At 37.3% G+C, this 21,734-nt stretch carries 15 protein-coding genes and 1 tRNA gene; 13 read left to right on the top strand and 3 right to left on the bottom strand.

Features of this window, described 5'->3' with window-relative positions:
* Positions 1 to 63: 63 nt before the first annotated feature.
* The 8 genes from AOC36_RS07690 to AOC36_RS07655 all read left to right on the top strand — a co-directional run bounded on the left by AOC36_RS07690 (position 64) and on the right by AOC36_RS07655 (position 11,961).
* Positions 64 to 729, top strand: a complete 666-nt coding sequence (locus tag AOC36_RS07690; protein WP_067633062.1) for a CvpA family protein — start codon at positions 64 to 66, stop codon at positions 727 to 729.
* The gene (locus tag AOC36_RS07685; RefSeq protein WP_067633061.1) at positions 722 to 3,007 is read left to right on the top strand and encodes an endonuclease MutS2; all 2,286 of its coding nucleotides are present in this window, start codon (positions 722 to 724) and stop codon (positions 3,005 to 3,007) included. Before AOC36_RS07690 ends, AOC36_RS07685 begins: the two co-directional genes overlap by 8 nt.
* Positions 3,004 to 4,755 carry an excinuclease ABC subunit UvrC gene (gene uvrC, locus AOC36_RS07680; protein WP_067633060.1) on the top strand — a complete coding sequence of 584 codons (1,752 nt, stop codon included), beginning with the start codon at positions 3,004 to 3,006 and terminating at the stop codon, positions 4,753 to 4,755. Before AOC36_RS07685 ends, uvrC begins: the two co-directional genes overlap by 4 nt.
* Positions 4,756 to 4,761: 6 nt before the next feature.
* Positions 4,762 to 5,511, top strand: a complete 750-nt coding sequence (locus AOC36_RS07675; RefSeq protein WP_067633059.1) for a glutamate racemase — start codon at positions 4,762 to 4,764, stop codon at positions 5,509 to 5,511.
* Complete coding sequence (locus tag AOC36_RS07670) at positions 5,508 to 5,978, top strand: metallophosphoesterase family protein (RefSeq protein ID WP_067633055.1); 471 nt, start codon at positions 5,508 to 5,510, stop codon at positions 5,976 to 5,978. The genes AOC36_RS07675 and AOC36_RS07670 overlap by 4 nt, the downstream gene beginning before the upstream one ends.
* 39 nt (positions 5,979 to 6,017) lie before the next feature.
* Positions 6,018 to 6,533 (top strand): methyltransferase family protein, encoded by a 516-nt coding sequence (locus AOC36_RS07665; protein ID WP_067633053.1) that lies wholly within the window; start codon positions 6,018 to 6,020, stop codon positions 6,531 to 6,533.
* Between the two features lie 270 nt (positions 6,534 to 6,803).
* Complete coding sequence (locus tag AOC36_RS07660) at positions 6,804 to 8,153, top strand: FAD-dependent oxidoreductase (RefSeq protein WP_067633051.1); 1,350 nt, start codon at positions 6,804 to 6,806, stop codon at positions 8,151 to 8,153.
* 541 nt (positions 8,154 to 8,694) lie between these two features.
* Positions 8,695 to 11,961, top strand: coding sequence for a Cna B-type domain-containing protein (locus AOC36_RS07655; RefSeq protein ID WP_067633048.1), 3,267 nt, complete (start codon positions 8,695 to 8,697; stop codon positions 11,959 to 11,961).
* A 570-nt stretch (positions 11,962 to 12,531) separates the two neighbouring features.
* On the opposite strand, the gene AOC36_RS07650 is transcribed toward AOC36_RS07655, so the two are convergent.
* Positions 12,532 to 12,607, bottom strand: a tRNA-Arg gene (locus tag AOC36_RS07650).
* 337 nt (positions 12,608 to 12,944) lie between these two features.
* Between AOC36_RS07650 and AOC36_RS07645 the strand changes: the two genes are divergently transcribed.
* A complete protein-coding gene (locus tag AOC36_RS07645) occupies positions 12,945 to 14,414 on the top strand; it encodes a glycoside hydrolase family 1 protein (protein ID WP_067633047.1) in 1,470 nt (489 codons plus the stop codon).
* A 163-nt stretch (positions 14,415 to 14,577) separates the two neighbouring features.
* Here AOC36_RS07645 and AOC36_RS07640 read toward each other — a convergent pair whose 3' ends face one another.
* Positions 14,578 to 15,072 carry an LURP-one-related/scramblase family protein gene (locus AOC36_RS07640; protein WP_067633046.1) on the bottom strand — a complete coding sequence of 165 codons (495 nt, stop codon included), beginning with the start codon at positions 15,070 to 15,072 and terminating at the stop codon, positions 14,578 to 14,580.
* Positions 15,073 to 15,533: 461 nt separating this feature from the next.
* Here AOC36_RS07640 and AOC36_RS07635 point away from each other — a divergent pair, with 461 nt between their 5' ends.
* Positions 15,534 to 16,814, top strand: a complete 1,281-nt coding sequence (locus tag AOC36_RS07635; protein WP_067633045.1) for a PTS sugar transporter subunit IIC — start codon at positions 15,534 to 15,536, stop codon at positions 16,812 to 16,814.
* A gap of 120 nt (positions 16,815 to 16,934) precedes the next feature.
* The gene (locus AOC36_RS07630) at positions 16,935 to 18,326 is read left to right on the top strand and encodes a glycoside hydrolase family 1 protein (RefSeq protein ID WP_157777165.1); all 1,392 of its coding nucleotides are present in this window, start codon (positions 16,935 to 16,937) and stop codon (positions 18,324 to 18,326) included.
* Between the two features lie 43 nt (positions 18,327 to 18,369).
* On the opposite strand, the gene AOC36_RS07625 is transcribed toward AOC36_RS07630, so the two are convergent.
* Positions 18,370 to 19,170 carry a MurR/RpiR family transcriptional regulator gene (locus AOC36_RS07625; protein ID WP_067633039.1) on the bottom strand — a complete coding sequence of 267 codons (801 nt, stop codon included), beginning with the start codon at positions 19,168 to 19,170 and terminating at the stop codon, positions 18,370 to 18,372.
* 407 nt (positions 19,171 to 19,577) lie between these two features.
* Between AOC36_RS07625 and AOC36_RS07620 the strand changes: the two genes are divergently transcribed.
* Positions 19,578 to 20,777, top strand: coding sequence for a M20 metallopeptidase family protein (locus AOC36_RS07620; RefSeq protein ID WP_078055116.1), 1,200 nt, complete (start codon positions 19,578 to 19,580; stop codon positions 20,775 to 20,777).
* 60 nt (positions 20,778 to 20,837) lie between these two features.
* The gene (locus AOC36_RS07615) at positions 20,838 to 21,692 is read left to right on the top strand and encodes a patatin-like phospholipase family protein (protein ID WP_067633034.1); all 855 of its coding nucleotides are present in this window, start codon (positions 20,838 to 20,840) and stop codon (positions 21,690 to 21,692) included.
* Positions 21,693 to 21,734: the final 42 nt, after the last annotated feature.

The raw sequence follows: 21,734 nt of genomic DNA, 5'->3' as shown, positions 1-21,734 counted from the left end.
ATATCTCCCTTTTTTAAAAGAGAAATGTTGTGTATAATAAAATAAGATAAGGAGTGAAGGTCCATGTTCTCGATTCCAGAACCTATTATACTGTATATAAACCCACTATTGGTATTGCTATTTTTGTTTGTCCTTTATCGAGGCTATAAAAAGGGATTCCTTTTACAAGTACTCGATTTAATATCTTGGGGTGTATCCGCAATCGTTGCATGGTTATTTTCACCAGTGTTTGCGCGCATCATTTCCCTTGTGAGTGTTGAAGCAACTCAGATTGAAGCGCTTGACACCTCTTTAAATGCATCCTTAAACCAACTTGCGTGGTTTGGAATCTTACTGATTCTGATCCGTATTATCTTGCTTGTGGTTACACCACTTGCATCCTTGATTTCAAAAATGCCTCTTATTAAACAAGTTAATTCCGTTGCAGGTGGCATTTTTAGTGTGGTTGTCTATTGCGTCTACGTGCTTTTACTGATTGTATTTTTATCCCTTCCAATTGTGTCCAATGGCCAGGTAGTTGTGGATAAAACAGTATTAGGGCCGATTCGTAATATCACAAGCCCACTGATTTCGACTGTGAATGATGAATTAAATAAAAATAGTGCACTGCAATCAATTCTCACAAACCGCAGCTTAACCCAACAACAAGAAGATCAAATGGTGTTGTGGCTTCAGTCTCAAGGATTTACTGACAGTGCGATTAGGGAGTTTTTAAATCACTATGAATGATCTATATAATCGCTTAGAATTTGACAAAATATGTGAACGCGTTGCTTCGCGTGCTGCGTTTTCACTGGGTAAAAAGAGGGTCCTTGAGAGTGAACCTTCTTTTTCGCGTTTAAATACACAACGTGAACTGACTCGATTGCGAAGTGCCATGGACTTGCTGATCAAGTTTGGTCCATTATCCTTTGGTGGAATTCGTGATATTACCCCACATCTCATCCGTGCCTCAAAAGGCGGGGTGCTTTCAATTGAAGAGATTGTCTTTACGGGTCGCTTTATGCAAGGGTCACAACGCCTAAAAAAACAATTCCAAAGTCTTGAAGAATCGTTTGAACCCTTGGAAGATTTGTTTGAAAGTATTGTAATTAATCAACACTTACTAAATCACATTGACCATTGTTTCTCTGAGACATCTGAAGTCTTAGATCGTGCCAGTGACACTTTACGAGACGTTCGAAAAGAAATCGCACAAAAGAAACAAAGCCTTGAAGCTAAAACACAGGAGTTTCTATCCAAAAATAAAGACATTTTAGCGGAGCCTGTTGTAACCTTACATCAAGGTCGCCGTACCTTTTTAATTCGTAACAGTGATAAAAACAAGTTTGATGGAACAGTGTATGGATACTCTGCAAGTGGTCAATCGGTCTACTTTGAACCCCAAAGTATTGCCCGACTGCACGCCGACCTGATGGGTGCATACGCGAAAGAAAAAGAAGAAATTGACCGCATATGCAAAGAAACATCCCACGCTATTGGTCAAGATGCAGATCAATTAATTGCCGATCTCAACACCTGTGGTATGATTGATGAACTCTTTGCGAAAGCAGATTGGGGACGCATCCATGATGGATGTGTTGCACGCTTGAGTGATGATACCTTAAATATTATCAAAGCACGCCACCCCCTCATTGATGATAAAGAAGTGGTTGCTAATACGTATACCTTAAAACCACCGTATCGAACAGTGATTATCAGTGGTCCCAATACAGGGGGAAAAAGTGTCAGCTTAAAAACAATGGGTTTAAGTGTCTTAATGACATTATGTGGGTTTCCGATTCTTGCTCAAGAAGCAGAAGTGATGTTTGTTGACCAAATATTTGTGGATATTGGAGACCAACAATCCATCGAAAAATCATTGTCTTCATTTTCTGCACACTTAGAAACCATGAAGATCGTATGTGAGAAAGCAACCCCACGCTCCTTAGTCCTACTGGATGAGTTAGGGTCTCAAACCGATCCATTAGAAGGGGAATCCCTTTCAATGGCAATTTTAGATTACTTCAGACATGTCGGATGCTTTGTGATCGCGACAACCCATTTCTCAAAATTAAAACAATATGGGACAAAACACGATGATATCTTGATTGCATCGGTTGCGTTTGATATGGATACCTTATCACCAACTTATCGCTATCGTGAACATGTCATGGGTGAGTCCAATGCCTTATCAATTGCAAAGCGTTTGGGATTAAATGAAACCATTGTCAATCAAGCATGGGAATATAAAAAAGAAAGCACTCAAGAAGCAGATCAGCTCCTTGAACTCTTAGAAACACGCATCAAGATGTATGATGATATGAGTGTTGAATTGCAAGCGCAAAAAGACGCTTTTGAACATGAAAAAGTGACGCTTGAGAAAACGGTTGAACAAACCCTTGAGCGCGTTCAAAAAGAAAAACGTCAATGGTTGGATGAAAAGAATGCTGCCTTTGACCAACAACTTGAAGCCTTGAAACAACAAATCGAAACCCTGAATAAAACTAACAGTAAACCACAAGAACGAAAAGCCGTCTTAGAAACCATTGAGAAGGCAAAACCAAAGATTGTGGTTGAGCCGGTAGGTGTCGGAGATCGGGTGAAGATTGCAACAACAGGACAGGTTGGAATCCTTGAAAAAATCGAAAAAACGACGGCTTATGTTGCAGTCGGTTCACTGACGCTACAAGTCGATGTTAATAAACTTGATCGCCTTGCAGGTCCTGTGAAAAAGAAAAAGGCGAAACAAAAAAGCCACTCAGTCTCACGCATCACCCCGCAAAAAACAGAACTCAATATTATTGGGAAACGGGTTGCAGAAGCAATGCCTGAAGTCGAACAGTTTGTTGATTCATGCATATTAAATCGCGTGAATACCTTTAGGATCGTACACGGTCATGGAAGCGGCACCTTAAGAAAAGCGGTCCATGAATACCTTCGACGTAATAAAAACATCGCTAGTTTTGAGCTTGCAGCTGTGAACGAAGGTGGCACGGGTGCTACGAAAGTCGTGTTGAAACAATGAAACTCACACTGAAGGAAAAATTGAGCGTACTACCACCTGAACCAGGCTGTTATCAAATGAAGGACAAACACGGCACGATTATCTATGTCGGTAAGGCAAAAAATCTCAAAAACCGTGTCTCTTCATATTTTACCGGTGCTCATGATCACAAGACAACACGCCTTGTCAGTGAGATTGAAGACTTTGATATTCTGGTTACTAAAACAGAAAAAGAATCCCTGATTCTTGAAATCAATTTAATCAAAGAACACCGCCCTAAATTCAACATCATCTTCATTGATGATAAATCCTACCCGTACTTAAAACTCAACCGTACAGGCATACCGGTGGTAAGTGTGTCACGCGATCGAAAACAGAATCCTAAGTTTATGTACTTTGGACCCTATCCAAATGCCACAGCAGCACGTAAAATGTCTGAGCTTCTGAGTGAAACCTTACCCAGCGACGCCGGATTTGTGCCCAATAAACAAAAGATTTACACAACACTGAATCATACTGAAGCAGTATGGAGTGAAGCGGAAATTGATGCATGGCGTCAAAACCTCGTAAAAGTCTTACAAGGCAACGACAAAGGATTTAGAGATGCCCTGGTTGAAAAAATGATGCATGCCAGTGAAACCTTAAACTTTGAAGTCGCAAGTCATTATAAGGAGAAACTGGAGGCCTTGGATTACATTAGCGATCGCCAACAAGTTCAATTCTCCATCCGTGAATCGTTTGATATGTTTAGTTATGCCGTCCATCGTGGATATCTTGCGATTGTTGGATTATTTGTGCGTTCTGGCCGACTTTTAGAAAAAACCATGGCGCTTGAAGCTACTTTAGAAGATCCTGAAGACGCACTGTTATCCTTTATATCACAGTTTTATGAACGTCAACCCAAACCCAAACACGTCTATGTCCCAAACATTGTGGATGCTCAAAGTCTTGAAGAACTGTTAGGGATTAAGGTATCACATCCACAACGTGGAAACAAACGACAACTGCTTGATATTGGAAAACGCAATGCTGAGATTCAACTGGAATCCCAGTTTGAAGTCCTCCAATCGCGCCAAGAACACCTTGAGAGTGCATTGGTTGAATTGCAACACACACTCAACCTAAACCAACCAATTCGTCGTGTGGAAATCTTTGACAACTCTCACATATCTGGATCCTTTGCAGTATCTGCATGTGTGGTGTATGATGATGGAGAACCCAATCGAAAATTATACCGAAGGTATAAACTTAGCACCGGCAGTGATGACCTTGCTTCAATGCGCGAAGTCATTTACCGACGTTACTTTAGAATTCTCAAAGAACAGACGCAATTTCCAGATTTGATTATTGTGGATGGTGGGTTTAATCAAGTGAAATCTGCACAAGAAGTACTGGACGATCTCGGATTAACAATCCCACTTTGTGGTCTTGTGAAAGACGATCGACACCGTACACGAGGCATTATGGACTGTGATGGTCAAGAAAAAAGTGTGTCACTCTCAAGTGCCTTATTTAACCTCTTAACACAAATGCAAGATGAGGTACACCGTTATGTTATTACATACCACCGCTTGTTGCGAAAGAAAAAAATGACCGCATCCATTCTTGACGAGGTTGAAGGATTGGGGTCTGTTGGTAAGAAACAATTATATGCGAAGTTTGGGTCATTAAAAAATATGCGACAAGCATCAATTGAAGAATTAAGCGCAGTTGTATCAACATCCGTTGCGCAAAACATCTATGAACTACTACATTTAGAAATGGAGTGAGCACGTTTGAAGAAAATTAGAAAACTTGGATTATTTGATTCAGGCTTGGGGGGATATACAATTTTTAAAGACCTCAAAGAGCATTTTCCAATGTTATCTTTGACGTTGTATGCCGATCAAAAACGAGCCCCAATCGGAAACTTGTCCAACGATGAAATCATTGAACTTGCATCACTCGCAATGGAATGGTTCAATAAACATGGGATTTATGATGTCTTACTCGCATGCAATACCGCAACCTCTGTTGCACTTCCTGAGTTGAAACGACGATACCCCACAATGCGTATTTGGGGAATTATTGATCTTACAATCAATGCATTACCTGATAATGCACGCCATGTTGCGGTACTCGCAACACAAGCTACGGTAAGCTCACATGCCTATTCAAAAGCCTATCATCGAAATCATTTAGGCGAAATCATTGAAAAACCACTGCCACTTCTTGCCAGTGCCATTGAATCTTTGATCCCTGAAAAGGAAATTGAATTGATGATTTATGAAGGCTTGGAGAACCTAACGGGACGCACACACATTATTTTAGGGTGTACCCATTACCCATTAGTAAAACATCTTTTTCTAAAAACAACAGACGCACAGATCGTGGATTCAATTGAACCCATTCGCACGTTTATTCAAGCACATTATGAAAGCGATGGATTGCCGACACACCGTGTCTTCACAACCGGTGATCCCCAACACATGAAAGAACAAATCAAACAGCTGTATCGAATACATGAGGAGGTATATAACGCATGATTGAAGTTATAATTGTCAGTGATAATCACGGGCTTACAACGCCCTTAGAACTTGTGAAACTCAAGCACCCTCATGCTGATGGATTCATACACTGTGGGGATAGTGAACTCAGCCCACAATATCTCAGTGGATATTATGCATGCACTGGAAACAATGATTACTATTATCAATATCCAGAGTATGTGATTGCGGAAATCAAGGGCATTAAGTTTTACATTACCCATGGTCATCAATTTTACACCAATAATCGCATTGAAGGTCTTACCAAAAAAGCAGTAAATCATCACTGTATGTTTGCATGCTACGGACATACTCATGTCTATAATGTTGAAGAAAACAATGGTGTGACCCTGATTAATCCAGGTTCCATGCGATACAATCGCGATGGCACAAAACCTTGCTATGCTCAAGTGCTCATCGACCATGATAAAATCACCGTTAACCGCTGCCTTGTCAGTGACCTTTAAGCACCTTTAAAAAATATAAAAACAAGGGAGAATCGGGTTATGGTTGGACTATTGCTCATTGCACCACTATTTGTAATACGTTATGGTGTGTTGGGACACATCAGTAAAGACGCAATCCATCGTGCAGCTCACATCGCACCACCAAAAGACAATGAACGATTCGCACATCTGATGAATCAGTTTTCCGTTGTCTTTTTTTGTATCGCAGCATGGTTTATGTCCCTAAAGAAAAGCGTGTTTTTTTACCCAGGAATCATCATTTACAGTATTGGAATTATCCTGTATCTGTGTGCCACAATAGCCTTTGCGAAGCCCAATAAAAAGGGAATCAATCAAACAGGGATTTATGCTTATTCAAGAAATCCCATGTATGGCTCCCAATTTTTAGTCATGCTAGGGTGTGGCCTGATAACACACTCAATTATTCTCATCACACTTACACTTCTCTTTCAAATTTCAGGACATTGGGTAATCCTAGCTGAAGAGCGATGGTGTCTTGAACAATTTGGCTTTGACTACCAAGAATACATGCAAAAAACACGGCGAACGATTTGATAAGAATCTTTTTAAATTGTCGCTTTTTTTATCAAGAATCTTTGGCATACTATGACATGTTACCTTAAAAAAAGTAAATGATTATGAAGATAAACCATCTAAAATTCCATATTCTATATTTTAATTCTATTACACCATAATATTTTATAGGATATCTTATAAGTGTGAAATTCGTCACAAGAGAATCCAGTCATCTGCATTGCGAAAAACACTAAAAATGCGTAATATACAGGTGTATGCTGATTAGAACCTTAATCAATGGAGGATATTATGAAAGTTGTAGTTATTGGATGTACACATGCTGGTACTGCTGCAGTAAAATCAATTTTAAAAGAAGCACCAGGAAGTGAAGTTGTTGTATTTGAACGCAATGATAATGTGTCATTTTTATCATGCGGTATCGCACTTTATATCGGTGGTGTTGTGAAAAATGCCCAAGAGTTATTTTACTCAAGCCCTGAAGAATTATCTTCATTGGGAGCAACTGTGAATATGGAACATGATGTTACACATATTGATCACGACAACAAAACCGTTACTGTTAAAGATTTAAAAACACAAGAAGTTTATACTGAAACATATGATAAGCTCGTCCTTACTACGGGATCATGGCCAATTGTTCCACCAATTCCAGGAATTGAAACAGAAAACATTCTGTTATGTAAGAACTACAATCAAGCTCAAGAAATTATCGCACGCAAAGACGCAGTTCAAAAGGTTGTCATTGTAGGTGGTGGATACATTGGGATTGAACTTGTTGAAGCATTCAGTGAATCTGGAAAAGATGTTACCTTGATTGATGGATTGGATCGTATTTTAAATAAATACCTTGATCAAGAATTCACCGATGTCCTTGAAGCTGATTTACGTAGTCGTGGTGTAACCGTTGCATTAAATCAAACCGTACAAGAATTCAAGAGCACTGATGGTAAAGTTTCGTCCGTAGTGACACCACAAGGCGAATATGAAGCTGACCTTGTAATCTTATGTGTTGGCTTTAGACCTAATGCTCAACTTGCGAAAGACCTTGTAGATACGCTCCCTAATGGTGCAATCAAAGTGAATGACTACATGCAAACCTCAGATAAAGATATTTATGCTGCAGGTGATAATGTTGCAGTTCACTATAATCCAAATGGTGATCATGCTTATATTCCACTTGCAACAAATGCGGTTCGTATGGGTAACTTAGTGGGTAAGAATATCTTAGAAAACAAAGTAAAATACCGTGGAACTCAAGGAACTTCAGGACTATACCTCTTTGGATTCACCATTGGATCAACAGGTGTAAACGTAGCTTCCGCTGCAAACTTTGGCTTAGATGTAGACAGTGTTGTTCTTGAAGATAACTACCGTCCAGAATTCATGCCAACAACTGAAAAAGTACTGATGAAACTTGTTTGGGAAAAAGGAACCAATCGTATTGTCGGTGGTCAAGTGATTTCTAAATATGACATCACTCAATCCGCAAATACCTTATCACTTGCAGTGCAAAACAAAATGACCGTTGAAGACCTCGCTTATGTAGACTTCTTCTTCCAACCACATTTTGACCGTCCTTGGAATTATCTAAACCTGCTCGCACAAGCAGCATTGGATAAGATTCAATCAAGTCAATAAAACGTGTTAATTAGATTACCCGTGTAATACACAGTGTAAGAAAAAATAGAGATGATTTTTTTAGTTTAATCACAAGATATCCATTAAACTGAAGTCATCTTTTTTTTGTAAACCTTAATAGTTTGAGAAAGGGGTTTACTAAGAGAAATTCCTAGTTTGTCTCATCCATTCATCCATCATGCGCTTAATTTTTAAGAATGCTTCAACCACAATGGATACATACTAGACGTTTTACGAATTTATATTTTATTTTGATTATGCACTGTTAATTTAAAGAAATAATCATAAATACCAATTCTAGAAGTCTGACATTTAGAAAACTTATATTTATTTACCCAAATTAAGTAAAGATATGGACAAAATTTGTGCATCATATATAAAATCCCTATGATTAAATTGAAACTACAACTGATATTTGATAAAAGAATGGGGAAGCAATATGTGTGGGTGAACTCTTTGAATCATTGATTATCAAGATGATTTTTTCAATATAAACTAAAAATCGATTGGTAATGTGTAGTTATTCAAGGGAGGAAATTATATGATTAAAAAGATGCTTGTTGCATTCTTATGTTTGTTGATGATAATCGTGGGTAATAATTATGTGTTTGCTGAAAATGAGGAAACACCAATTACAGGAAATAATGTAACAAATGATTTTAAAATTGATTCTATTAATATTAGTGTTGCAGGGAAAAAAGTTCATAATGATAACGGAGTAATCAGCGTTGATGATTTCAGTTATAATTCTGGAACGCATAATCTATACTTTGATTTACGATGGTCTGCAATTGATTCAAATTACGACAATTATTTATCAGGTGATTATATCGAGTTTGATATTTTAACGGTCAAGGGAGTTGAAAATGCAGGGTTTAAAAATTTATCACAAATCCGCCAATTAACGGATGGTAATGTGGTCTTCGCAATTGGTCAACTGAAGGTTGTTAAAATCGATGATACAACTTCTAAGTTAGTATATGTCATTACATTTAATGAAAATATTGAAGGAAAAGATAATATATCTGGTGGTCTTGATGGAGGTGCATCCTATTCAGGGATTGCAAATGGTGAAACTGTTGAGTACTCATATGGTGATGAAACACTTGTTAACGTAACCGTTGATTTAAAACCTTCTTCAGAGACAATTAAAGGTGTGATTAAACCAACAGATGAACCAAAAAACAATAAAGCAGTAAGTTCTATTAGCACAATTGATTATACTATAACTTGGAATGTTGATGTAAACAATCATCTTGGAAACCAATTTAAAGACTATGAATCAAAATATGCAGATGCAAAGTATGAAGACCTCATAATAGAAGAAGTCCTTGATTCAAATTTATCATTCACAAGTGAATCTGGAAGTAAAAAGATCTTCATTGATATACCATTCTATTTGTATTCAGACAAACATGATGAGAATGGCAAGATTATTCAATATAAAAGCTGGTTTCAATATAACATGTTTGATTATTTCACAGAAATAACCAGTGAAGGAAAATCAGTATCTGATGTTGAACTTGCAGTACGTTCACAGCCATTATCGTTTGCATTAATTACTGAACAAGACCCAGATAACCAAGGAAAGACTCGTGAACGGGTTATCATGAATTTTGGTGCACCAGGTTCAACAGGACTTCGTTACACGGATTTAAGATATGATGGATATGTTCAGTTTGTCAATAGTCTTATCAAATCACAGGAATACGTTAATGGCATTGTTGAATACGGGACAGCTATGGGTCGAAATGATAGCGATGTAGTATCTGGTGATTACGAAGAGAGTCATACCTTTTTAGAATGGAAGGAAATGGCGAGCATTTACAATCAGTCCGTAGACTATTACACTGAAAAGAATGATTCAAACCGATATATTGGTCCATATGTTTATAATTTTTCACTCAAAGTAGTTACAGCTGTTAAGTATAAGGATATCGATACTTTGAATGCAGTGAAAGTAAAAAATACAGTCATCATCAAAGGGACCGATAAAGACGGAGATTATTCTGCTGAAAAAGATAACTTCTGGAAAGCGTACATTGTTGCTAAACCAACAATCGGTGATGCAGTTATTTATAAAGCAAATAAACTATATGAAAGTGGTACAAATCAAGAAATCGCCTCACATTATATTAAAGACGTACATTTCAGAGTATATAAAGCAAGTGATAATACGCCAATTTTATTTAATTATTCAGGTGGGAAATATGTTTATTCTCCACAAGGACAACTTGCATTAGTTAAAACTGGAATGGATGGAAGTCTGATACTCAATGGGCTTGCTACCGGAAACTATTATTTAGTCGAAGAAGCATCACCCGATGGATTTTATCAAACGAAGTCAGGAAATGAAAAAATAAGCTTCACCACATCAAAATATGATATATCATACATCACAGTTACGAATGTTCCAAGAACAGTCGTGTGGAGAAAAACAGATGCAGACAACACTCAATTGACCCTTCAGGATGCTCAGTTTGCACTTTACAAATGCTCCGATAACCTTTGCCAAGGTAACATGGAAAAGGTAGAGGGCTTTACAAAAACAATCGTCAACGGAATAGAATACTATGCATATGATGGTAAAGGCACTGATGCACTTATTTCGAGTAGTGATGGAATGGTTCGTGTTACATATCTTGATGCAGGGGCATATCAAGTTGTTGAAGAAAAAGCACCAATCGGCTATCAATTAAGTGATCATAAAATAACCTTCATTCTTGAAGAAGATTATAATAATACGGATGTAATTAATCTGGGTGATTTCCTCAATGAAAAACAACTTGTTACAGTAAGTGGAACGAAAACATGGGTGGATGATAACAATCAAGAAGGTTTCAGACCGGATGCGATCGAACTCATTTTAAAAGGTAATGATGAAGTAGTTGAAGGGGTTACGCCAACATGGACAAAAGTAAGTGACAACGTTTGGTCATATACATATGAAAACTTATTGAAATATCAAAACGGTGCAGAAATTAAGTACACTGTAGAAGAAGTGCCAGTCGCAGGTTATGTGATGACACAAAAAGGGTATGATATCACAAATACCCGAATCACATCTTACACAGAAGTGAGTGGAACGAAAACATGGGTGGATGATAATAATAGAGAAGGTTTCAGACCCAATACGATCGAACTTATTTTAAAAGCCAACAATGAAGTTGTTCAAGGGGTTACGCCAACATGGACAAAAGTAAGTGACAACCTTTGGTCTTATACTTATGAGAACCTACCACAATATCAAAACGGTGCAGAAATTAAGTATACTGTAGAAGAAGTGCCAGTCGCAGGTTATGTGATGACACAAAAAGGGTATGACATCACCAATACCCGAATCACATCTTACACAGAAGTGAGTGGAACGAAAACATGGGTGGATAATGATAATAAAGAGGGGTACAGACCGGATTCAATTCAGTTAATCTTATTTGCGAATAATCAGGTTGTTACAAATATCGAACCAACATGGGTAAAAGATAAGAATGTATGGACATATACTTTCAGTAACCTTCCAAAATATATCAATGGAGAAGAAGTAATCTATACTGTAAAAGAAGTGCTTGTTGATAACTATCAAGGTAGTCAAGATGGATTTGATTTGGTGAACACACTAGACGTAAGAAGAAAAACAGAGACAATAACACCAAACCTTCCTAATACAGGCGATCGACCTCATAAAGATGTACTTCCAAGTACTGGTGTAGAAAATGATAGATTCGGATTCTATATTTTATCATTTGGAATGATTTTGCTTAGTTTCAGTCATCTTTCAAAGAAGAAAGAAAAAGCAGATAAATCATGATTCTATAAAGGATGAAGTCAAAAAATCGATCTCGCTAAATTGATTCATCCCTAGTAATTGTGTTGCAGGTCAAAAACCCAGGAGAAGTTTTAGTATCCCGGGAAAGGATTGTTTGGACTACGCACAGAATGTAATAATCCCACTATAAACTTAGTGGGATTATTTCGTTTTATGGGTGGTTGTACAATTATCGTTAGAAGTCAACATTACTTAAGACATTATCATTTTCCAATCAGAAATTCGCGCTGATAAAAAATATGATTGCAATCGCATAAAGGACATGAAATTGTTACAACAATTCTCAATTTTGAAAACTAAAATTTAGAAACAACACTGGAGAGTTTTTTATTCAGAAAATTAGAATGATTTCATAAAATGATTGAAACTGATTGTGTATTCATAAAAGCATTTATATATATCTTACATAAACTAGAGATTAACACTATTAATTGAATCATCTGATACGAATACGCTTTAATGAGTGCACATGATTTTAAAATGTTACAATTTTATTACAACTAGACTTTTTGATATTAAAAAACTCACTAAATAGTGAGTTAATGTCATATATGGCGTCCCCGAGAGGACTCGAACCTCTGACCACACGCTTAGAAGGCGCGTGCTCTATCCACTGAGCTACGGAGACAGCTGCTTAATTATAATACCAAAACATTACCAAAAGTACAACCCATTTAGACGTAATATCAGGTAAAAATCACAAATATGATTTTGGGTGAATCTATATCAATAGATTCTATTTAGGAGGATTTAATCTAGAAAGGATGATCAGTGTAGACGTTGGTTTTTATGAAACAAAATATTGATGAAAGTGTATGAATTGATTGTTTTATCTAAACTTTAAACCAAGATATTAAAATAGAGTGTAAAGTGTTCAAACTTTGAGATATGATAATTAAGTAGTAACAACATTAATTGGATTGGTCATGATGATTTAAGGGAATTTACCCAAGGAGGAATACACAATGACAAAGTTTCCACATAATTTTTATTGGGGTGGTGCAACAGCTGCGAACCAATGCGAAGGTGCATACAATGTTGATGGACGAGGAGCCATAAAATATGATTTCTTGACAGCAGGAACCCATGAACAAGCACGTTCTTATATGTATAAAGACAAAGAAGGAAATATCAAACGCGCAACGATGTTTGATATTATACCAGACGATGCTGAGCTTATTTTAGATGAAAATGAATACTACCCAAATCATGAGGGTATCGATTTCTATCACCGTTATAAAGAAGACATTGCTTTATTTGCGGAAATGGGATTCAAGATGTTCCGTATGTCAATTGCTTGGTCACGCATTTTCCCAAATGGTGATGACGAAACACCAAATCAAAAGGGCGTAGATTTCTATCGTTCTATGTTTGAAGAAATGAGAAAACATGGAATTGAACCACTTGTTACATTGCACCACTTTGATACTCCATATGCACTTGAAGTGAAATATGGTGGATGGACAAATCGTGCACTTATTGAACACTTCGAGCGTTATGCAGACTTTGTGATGAACGAATACAAGGATCTTGTAACGTATTGGTTAACATTTAATGAAATCAATAATCTTACAATGATGACTGCATTCATTGAAAACCTACCTGCAAAAGTAGCAAAAGACGCATATCAATCATTACATCATCAATTTGTCGCAAGCGCACGCGTTGTAAAACGTGCCCATCTAATTAATCCAGAAAACAAAGTAGGATGTATGATTTGTGGTATTGTGTCTTATCCACTAACCTGTGATCCAAAAGATATCTTAGAGAATCAACACAAAATGGAATCAGTAATGTACTATTCTGGAGATGTTATGGTTCGTGGTGCATACCCACATTTTGCACAACGTATCTGGAATGAATTAGGAATTACACTTGATATTACAGATCAAGATAAGCAAGAACTCCTTGAAGGGAAAGTAGATATCTATACCTTCTCATACTATATGACAAATTGTGTTACAACACATGATGATTCAGAAACAGCAGGGGGTAACTTCTCATTTGGCGCAAAAAATCCATACCTTAAATATTCAGACTGGGGTTGGTCAATGGATGCCGATGGATTACGCTATATCCTAACTGAACTTTACGCTCGTTACCAAGTGCCAATTATTGTTACGGAGAATGGTCTTGGACAAGATGACGTTGTGGAAGAAGATGGAAGCATCCATGATGATTACCGTATCGATTATCTACGTGATCACTTTGTCGCAATGTCACAAGCACTCAGTGATGGTGTAGACCTTATTGGTTACACTTCATGGGGCTGTATTGACTTAGTATCTGCTGGTACTGGTGAAATGAAGAAGCGCTATGGTTATATCTATGTAGATCGTGATAATCAAGGTAATGGAACAATGGACCGACTTAAGAAAGATAGTTTCTATTGGTACAAGAAGGTCATTGCTTCAAATGGTGAAGATTTAGTTTAACCGAATTAAAAATAAATGAATTTATAAAAAGTGGCACCACTTTGAATGGACAGCATTATCAAACTGTTCACAAAGGTGGTGCCTTTTATTTTTAAATTTTTGATGTTCCCAAGTGAAGAAATAATATCACAGGATGGATTGAACGACTCATAAAATCAATGGATTAATTACTTACATTAGAATTTGCTGTGTTATGATCATCGGATAGAATCCGGTCAATCGCCAAAACAATCCCTAACGCTAAGATTGCATCGTCTTCATCTCGAATATCCAGCTCATAACTATCACCCCAAGTGAACCAATGTTTATCAATCGACATGATGATGGTATTCCCATACAAAAGCCGATACTTATGTGCAGTGAAGTTTCCTTCAAGTTTCCAGTCAATATTGTCAAGAATGTACGCGCTAAACAAAAACGTAAATTGCTTTCTAAGGGTTACTTCACGACGACTATCTCTAATCACATACCGTGGCATCAAGGTTAACATAACCTTTTCAACTTCCCCAACAATCTCATGGTTCTTATCATAGATTGTAAATTTTTTTGGAATTCTAAAGAAACTTCCCTCACAGTAAAAAACAGTTTCTCCAAACTCGTTTTTCACTTCAAATTTTTCCGCAATTGTAAACACCTTTTGCTTTATATATAGCTTCATCAATCTCTCCTTATATTCCCCACAAAAATCACACCATGCAATGTGTCCTTGATAATATTATAATCGAAAGATTTATGAAATTAAAGATGGTCATTAAATTACTGGATAAACCATCATACCCAATGCGGGATATCCATAGTGATCTTAATAGACCTATGTCCGTGCAAGCGTCTATTTGGATTATTCTTTTAGGTTATAGGATTGCTTGGGTAGAATGCGCAGGTTTAATATATGTTGATATGTAAAAAAATTACCTATATTTCAAAATTTGGAAAATTTATCATAATGCGGAATATGTTTCGAGTTTAAACGCTTGTAAACGTTGCCATCAATTGGATAAAAAAGATACCATATGTATGTAAGCGATATAGTGCACACAAAAGGGGGTAGGTAAATGTGCATATATTGAAATCAAAAATAAGAATTGAGAAGTCTTATTAAGGAGAAAAAGGAGAAAGAATATGAATAGTTTTATGGATAAAATGGGAGATGCATTACTTCCAATCGCGAACAAGGTAGGAAATCAAAGACATTTGCTTGCCATAAGAGATGCCTTCACGACCATAATGCCACTGATGATTATCGGAGCGCTCGTTGTAGCAATTAATAATTTACCAATTGAAGCATTCCAAAACCTTATGAATAGCATCTTCGCATATACACTCGAAGATGGGTCTCATATTTGGAAAAATCTTGGCGGAAATGTTTGGAACGGAACCTTTGGAATTATGTCACTCTTTATGGCATATCTAATTGGTGATAACCTAGGCACTTCATATGGAATGAATGGGAAAACAGCGGGTGCTACCTCACTTGCTTCATTCGCAACAATTGGTGGTATGGCTGGTGTAAGTTCAAGTGGTCTATTTATCGCAATTATTGTTGCATTACTTTCTGTTGAATTACTCAAAGTACTCAGCAGTATTGATAAGTTGAAGATTACTATGCCAGAGGGTGTTCCAGCAGGCGTTGCTTCTTCATTTAACAGTATGATACCAATGATGCTTGTTATCGTTGCAGTTGGTCTTATCACAACAATTCTTGTAAGAGTTGGAATTCCAAATGTAGTCGAAGTATTCTATGAAAACTTCCAAAAACCATTCATGGGATTATCTTCAACACTACCTGCTGCATTGATTCTAGCAGTTGTACCAACATTCCTTTGGTTCTTTGGTATTCACGGTGCGAATATGATCGACCCAGTGATGCAATTGATTAATGCTCCAGCAATTGAAGCAAATAACGCCGCAATCGCAGCTGGAAAAGCAGCAGAAAATATTGTAAATAAACCATTCTTTGATTCATTTGTAAATATGGGTGGTACAGGCGCAACAATCGCCTTACTCATCGCAATGTTTATCATTGGACGTAAGAATAAGAAGATGATGACGATGGCAAGTTTAAGTATTGGTCCTGGTATCTTTAATATCAACGAACCCCTTACATTTGGACTTCCAATTGTCTTAAATCCAATTTACTTTATTCCTTATGTATTTGGACCAGTTGTTCTTGCTGCAATTGCATACTTCGCAACATCTTCAGGACTTGTACCTGTATGTACCGTTGTAACTGCTTGGGTAACACCGCCAGTTATCGGTGGGCTACTTGCTACTGCAAGTTGGAGAGGCGGATTACTCGCTGCATTTAACTTAGTTGTGATGATTTGTATCTATCTTCCATTTGTATATGTTGCAAATAAACAAGATATGTTGGAAATCGAACAAGAAGCTTCAAACAATTAAACCTGTCTTATCAATTGGGGTGTGTTCACGTGTGAATGTGCCCCTTTTACTTTTTAGCCTTTTAAGATTGATTCAAATCAAATATAATGAATGTGACAACCAAAAGATTGGAGTATATCAATGACACATAAACCCTTTGAAACACTGCGCTTTCCTGAAAACTTTTGGTGGGGCACAGCTGCATCAGCCCCTCAAACAGAAGGCGAAAGCTCATCGCATGGTAAATCACAAAGCACATGGGATCGATGGTTTGAGCTTGAACCTGAGAAATTCTCAGGTGTAGGGCCAGAAACTACATCAAATGTATATAACTGTTATAAAGAAGACATTCAATTAATGAAGGACATGCATCTGAATTCATATCGCACGTCCATATCTTGGACAAGACTCATGCCCGATGGTATAACAGTGAACGAAGAAGCCGTTCAATTTTATCGTGATTACTTTAAAACTTTGATTGAACATGGGATAGAACCGACCATCAACCTTTTTCACTTTGATATGCCATGGTGGATGATGGAAAAAGGGGGCTGGACCAATCCACAAATTACCACTTACTTTGAAGAATATGCAAGACAATGCATCCTTCATTTTGGGGATCTGGTAAAACATTGGGTAACCTTTAATGAACCACTTGTACATGTTGAGTGCAGTTATATTTCTGGACACCACTATCCAGCAATTCACGATCTTCGTAAAGCGGTTGTTTCAGGCTATCATACAATTTTAGCCCATGCAAAAGCAATTCGAGCAATGAAAGGTGTACGTAATGATATTAAAGTAGGAACCGTGCTCAATTTAACCCCTGTATACAGTGGTTCAAACCAAGAAAAAGATGTCATCGCAAGTCAAAAAGCACACTTGTTGATTGTTCGTTCATTCTTAGACCCAATGGTCAAAGGAATCTTTCCCCAAGAGCTCATTGACCTGCTTAAGACACATGAACTACTCATTGAGACAGATGTGGCTGATTTGGACATCATTAAAACCAATACAGCAGAATTTCTGGGTGTGAATTATTACCAACCAATGCGTGTTCAAGCACCGCAAAAAACAGCCCGCGTTCCAATGCAAACACTGGATGATTTGTTTGTACCATTTGTTTGGGAAAACCGTCGTATGAATCCTTATCGTGGCTGGGAAATCTTCCCAGAAGCTTTATACGATATCGCAATGATGTTAAAACATGACTATCAAAACATTCCTTGGTATGTATCTGAAAATGGCATGGGGGTCGCAGACGAAGCGCGATTTAAAGATGATGCTGGGATGATCCAAGATGATTACCGCATTGAGTTTATTCAAGAACATCTTGAAGTCCTTCATCGTGGAATCCAAGAAGGATCCAACTGCTTTGGATATCATTTATGGACCTTTGTGGATTGTTGGTCATGGCTTAATGGCTATACAAATCGGTATGGATTTATCAGTCTTGATCTCGATACTCAAAAAAGAACACCCAAAAAAAGCAGTGTTTGGTTTAAATCATTCATTGAAAATCAATCAAAATAATAAGAAGCGTCATGATCCAAAACGTAAGCATCATGACGCGTTTTTATTTATGCTCACTGATATTTTTTTGAGCATTCGCATATTCAAAATACACAGATATAAAATAATCAATAAATAACATTAACTTATACTTTGCAGTAAAGTTATCCGACTTCGTCCCAAGTGGAATAATAAAGTCGAAATTATCCGAGAACTTTAAATTAATGTTTTGTGTTATAAGAATGCGTTTCGCTTTAGAAATGATAATTGGGATGATGATTTCCTGTGCCATTGCTAAAGTACCGTCAAGAGAAACAATGATAAACGCATCGGATGGTGACGCTTTTTCAGCCAAAAGCATTTGGCTGTGTTTATCTTGCACAAATTCAATATACTTACCCGTAGCCAAAACAGCCCGGTGAAGAATCGTTACGAGATTACTGGTAATATGTGTCGCAAACAAAAAGATTGTGTCATATTCGTAAATGAATTCCGCAAGCCATGTCGCATGTTTTTTTAAATCAATCTCGTTCATTGAATCAAAAGAATGAATAATCCGTGCTTTATACTCCTTTACGGAATGATTTTGTAAGAATGAATTATCGATTTGAAGTTCATAATACTCCGATTCAATACCGGTAAAATCTGCTTTCATATCATTGAAACTATCATAACCAAGATTGGTCGCAAAACGACTGATACTGGATACTGATGTATAACACGCTTTCGCAAGTTCATTTAGTGTTACATTTTTATGCGCAAGCTGTGGATTTTGTAGAATCAGACGAGCAATTTGCGAATCAGAATTGCTGATATTCGCAGACGTAAGTAAAACATTTTGAAGCTTATAAATGAAACCAGGCATAGCGTCCCCCCTTAAAAAATATTAAATAAATCATCACGCTTAAACACTGAATATTTCATGTGTTTAAACTGTGGTATGAGAACAATATGAATCATTGAAATATCAGTTATTTTTAAATGCTATCCTATAATAGTGGTGATATATGCACGTTTTAAATAGATTAACGTGTTCACCTTTAAATAAATAGTAGCATATATTTGTTCTTATGTTCAATGGAAATAATAAATGGCAACATTTCAGAAAAGATTTCCATCAATAAAAACGGCCAAAATAGCACGTTCATATATTATTTATGCAACAATCAATAAAAAAAATACAAAATCCTAACGACCAATAAATGATAAAATAATACCATAGAAAGGGGATGTATATAAAAGCAATAAACCACATTTATATACACAAAACATATGAATACAATCATAATGAATGAAGTAAAGGAAATTGCGAAAACGTTAATACCATGTCGAAGACATCTTCACGAAAACCCTGAATTAGGTCTTGAGTGTTTAAACACACGTGATTATGTCGCACAAAAACTCACTGAAATGGGTTATGATGTCACACACATTGGACATGCGGGACTCTGTACAACCATTGGAAATAAAAAAACTCCCGTATTTTTACTGCGTGCAGATATGGATGCTTTACCGATTATAGAAAATACAAACTTGGAATTTAAGTCGAAGATTGACGGACGCATGCATGCATGTGGTCATGATATGCATACAACCATGCTTTTAGGTGCAGCACAATACTTTAAAAATCATGAGGATGAAATCAATGGAACCATTAAACTCATGTTCCAACCTGGTGAAGAAACAATGCAAGGCGCAAAAGATATGATTGAACATGGCGTGCTTCAAAATCCAACACCGGATGCAGGCATGATGGTTCATGTAATGACGGGTGTTCCACTAGATATTGGAACCCTTGTGTTCATGCCACATGGTCCTTGTATGGCATCGGTGGATTGGTTTGATATAAAAATTCAAGGCAAAGGTGGCCATGGATCATCTCCTTATTTAGGGATGGACCCACTCCTTCCCGCAACCGCAATCCTGCAAACACTTCAAACCATCCAATCACGTGAACTTCCACCCAATGCACTGGTCTCACTTACTGTCGGTGCACTAAATGGCCCTCAAACATCCAATGTCATCAATGATGATGTAACCTTGGGAGGAACCATTCGAACCTATAATGAAAAACATAGATCCTTTATCAAAGAACGGATCGTTGAAATTGCAGACCATATTGCGAAAGCATACCGATGCACAGCAGAAATTACATTCCCAGTCGGAGCACCTTATCTCAAATCATCCAAGGTTGTCAGTGATTGTGCGTATCAAGCCCTAAAACCCATCGTAGGTGATACAGGGGTCATCGCACCACAGCGTCCAGAAATCCCCGTGATGGGATCTGAAGATTTCGCTTATATCAGTCATGAAATCCCAGTAACAAGTGTCATGATTGTCGCAAGTGATGCCCGCACTGAAAACGATTATCCATTACACCATCCATCCGTAACCCTTGATGAAGATGCCATTGCGTATGGAATTCTCACCTATACTCAAACAGCACTCAATTGGCTAAACAATAACGCATAAAAGAATGCTGTATGCATGGTATAATAATGGATATAAACAAAGAATTTAGATGGAGAAACTATGAGTAAAACAGCATTAGTGCTTGAAGGTGGTGCACTGAGAACCTTTTATACAATGGGCGTTTTAGATGCGCTCCTTGAAGCAAATATTGAGTTTGATTATGTATGTGGTGTATCAGGTGGTGCATTATGTGCCATCAGTTATCTTTCAAAACAACACGGTCGAACGGTACGTTTAAATCAAGAATTTCTCCATGATAAACGATACCGAGGCTTTTCAAGTCTATTAAAAAACAAGTCATACTTCAATATTGGATTTCTCATGAGTCAAGCAGTTGAAGCAAAATATCCACTCGATTATGATGCATATATTACCAGTGATGCACAGTTTGATTGTGTCATTACAAATACACACACAGGCAAGCCAGAATATCATGCGAAGCCAACACGCGAAGCATTTGATCGTATTGTCGCAACTGCAAGTGTCCCTTATCTATCTAAGATGGTTCCAATTGGAAATCATCTTTATTTAGACGGCGGAATTGGTGATCCAATTCCTTACATCAGAGCGCGCGAACTGGGGTATGATCGCATTGTTGTGGTGCTTACACAAGATGAAACCTATCATAAGAAAGCACCATCACACGCAGAGAAAGCCATCACGAAACTTTTTTATCATGGATACCCACACCTGATGGATACCATAAACTCACGCTATCAAGCATATAATACGGTTCGTGATAAACTCAAAAATGATCAAGCTCATGATGATGTGTATATCATTGCACCTTCAAAACCCGTTGAAGTATCTCGGTTTGAAACCAACAATCAAAAACTTAAAGCACTCTATGACGTTGGTTACACTGAAACAATGGACCAAGTTGAAGCGATTAAAAAATATTGCATGCAACAATGATATAATGGATAAATGAAAGGACACATGGATTAATATATGTGT

Origin of the sequence: Erysipelothrix larvae, from assembly GCF_001545095.1 — a bacterium.
Taxonomy (GTDB): domain Bacteria; phylum Bacillota_I; class Bacilli_A; order Erysipelotrichales; family Erysipelotrichaceae; genus Erysipelothrix; species Erysipelothrix larvae.
Note: the sequence above shows the minus strand (reverse complement) of the source record. Positions and strands in the feature narration are given on the sequence as shown.

What these genes read in the sequence shown, in the direction of transcription:
- AOC36_RS07685 (WP_067633061.1), top strand. Translation starts at nt 722, where the DNA reads ATGAATGATCTATATAATCGCTTAGAATTTGACAAAATATGTGAACGC.
- AOC36_RS07635 (WP_067633045.1), top strand. Translation starts at nt 15,534, where the DNA reads ATGAATAGTTTTATGGATAAAATGGGAGATGCATTACTTCCAATCGCG.
- AOC36_RS07645 (WP_067633047.1), top strand. Translation starts at nt 12,945, where the DNA reads ATGACAAAGTTTCCACATAATTTTTATTGGGGTGGTGCAACAGCTGCG.
- AOC36_RS07640 (WP_067633046.1), bottom strand. Translation starts at nt 15,072, where the DNA reads ATGAAGCTATATATAAAGCAAAAGGTGTTTACAATTGCGGAAAAATTT.
- AOC36_RS07690 (WP_067633062.1), top strand. Translation starts at nt 64, where the DNA reads ATGTTCTCGATTCCAGAACCTATTATACTGTATATAAACCCACTATTG.
- AOC36_RS07620 (WP_078055116.1), top strand. Translation starts at nt 19,578, where the DNA reads ATGAATACAATCATAATGAATGAAGTAAAGGAAATTGCGAAAACGTTA.
- AOC36_RS07615 (WP_067633034.1), top strand. Translation starts at nt 20,838, where the DNA reads ATGAGTAAAACAGCATTAGTGCTTGAAGGTGGTGCACTGAGAACCTTT.
- AOC36_RS07670 (WP_067633055.1), top strand. Translation starts at nt 5,508, where the DNA reads ATGATTGAAGTTATAATTGTCAGTGATAATCACGGGCTTACAACGCCC.
- AOC36_RS07665 (WP_067633053.1), top strand. Translation starts at nt 6,018, where the DNA reads ATGGTTGGACTATTGCTCATTGCACCACTATTTGTAATACGTTATGGT.
- AOC36_RS07625 (WP_067633039.1), bottom strand. Translation starts at nt 19,170, where the DNA reads ATGCCTGGTTTCATTTATAAGCTTCAAAATGTTTTACTTACGTCTGCG.
- uvrC (WP_067633060.1), top strand. Translation starts at nt 3,004, where the DNA reads ATGAAACTCACACTGAAGGAAAAATTGAGCGTACTACCACCTGAACCA.
- AOC36_RS07655 (WP_067633048.1), top strand. Translation starts at nt 8,695, where the DNA reads ATGATTAAAAAGATGCTTGTTGCATTCTTATGTTTGTTGATGATAATC.
- AOC36_RS07660 (WP_067633051.1), top strand. Translation starts at nt 6,804, where the DNA reads ATGAAAGTTGTAGTTATTGGATGTACACATGCTGGTACTGCTGCAGTA.
- AOC36_RS07630 (WP_157777165.1), top strand. Translation starts at nt 16,935, where the DNA reads ATGACACATAAACCCTTTGAAACACTGCGCTTTCCTGAAAACTTTTGG.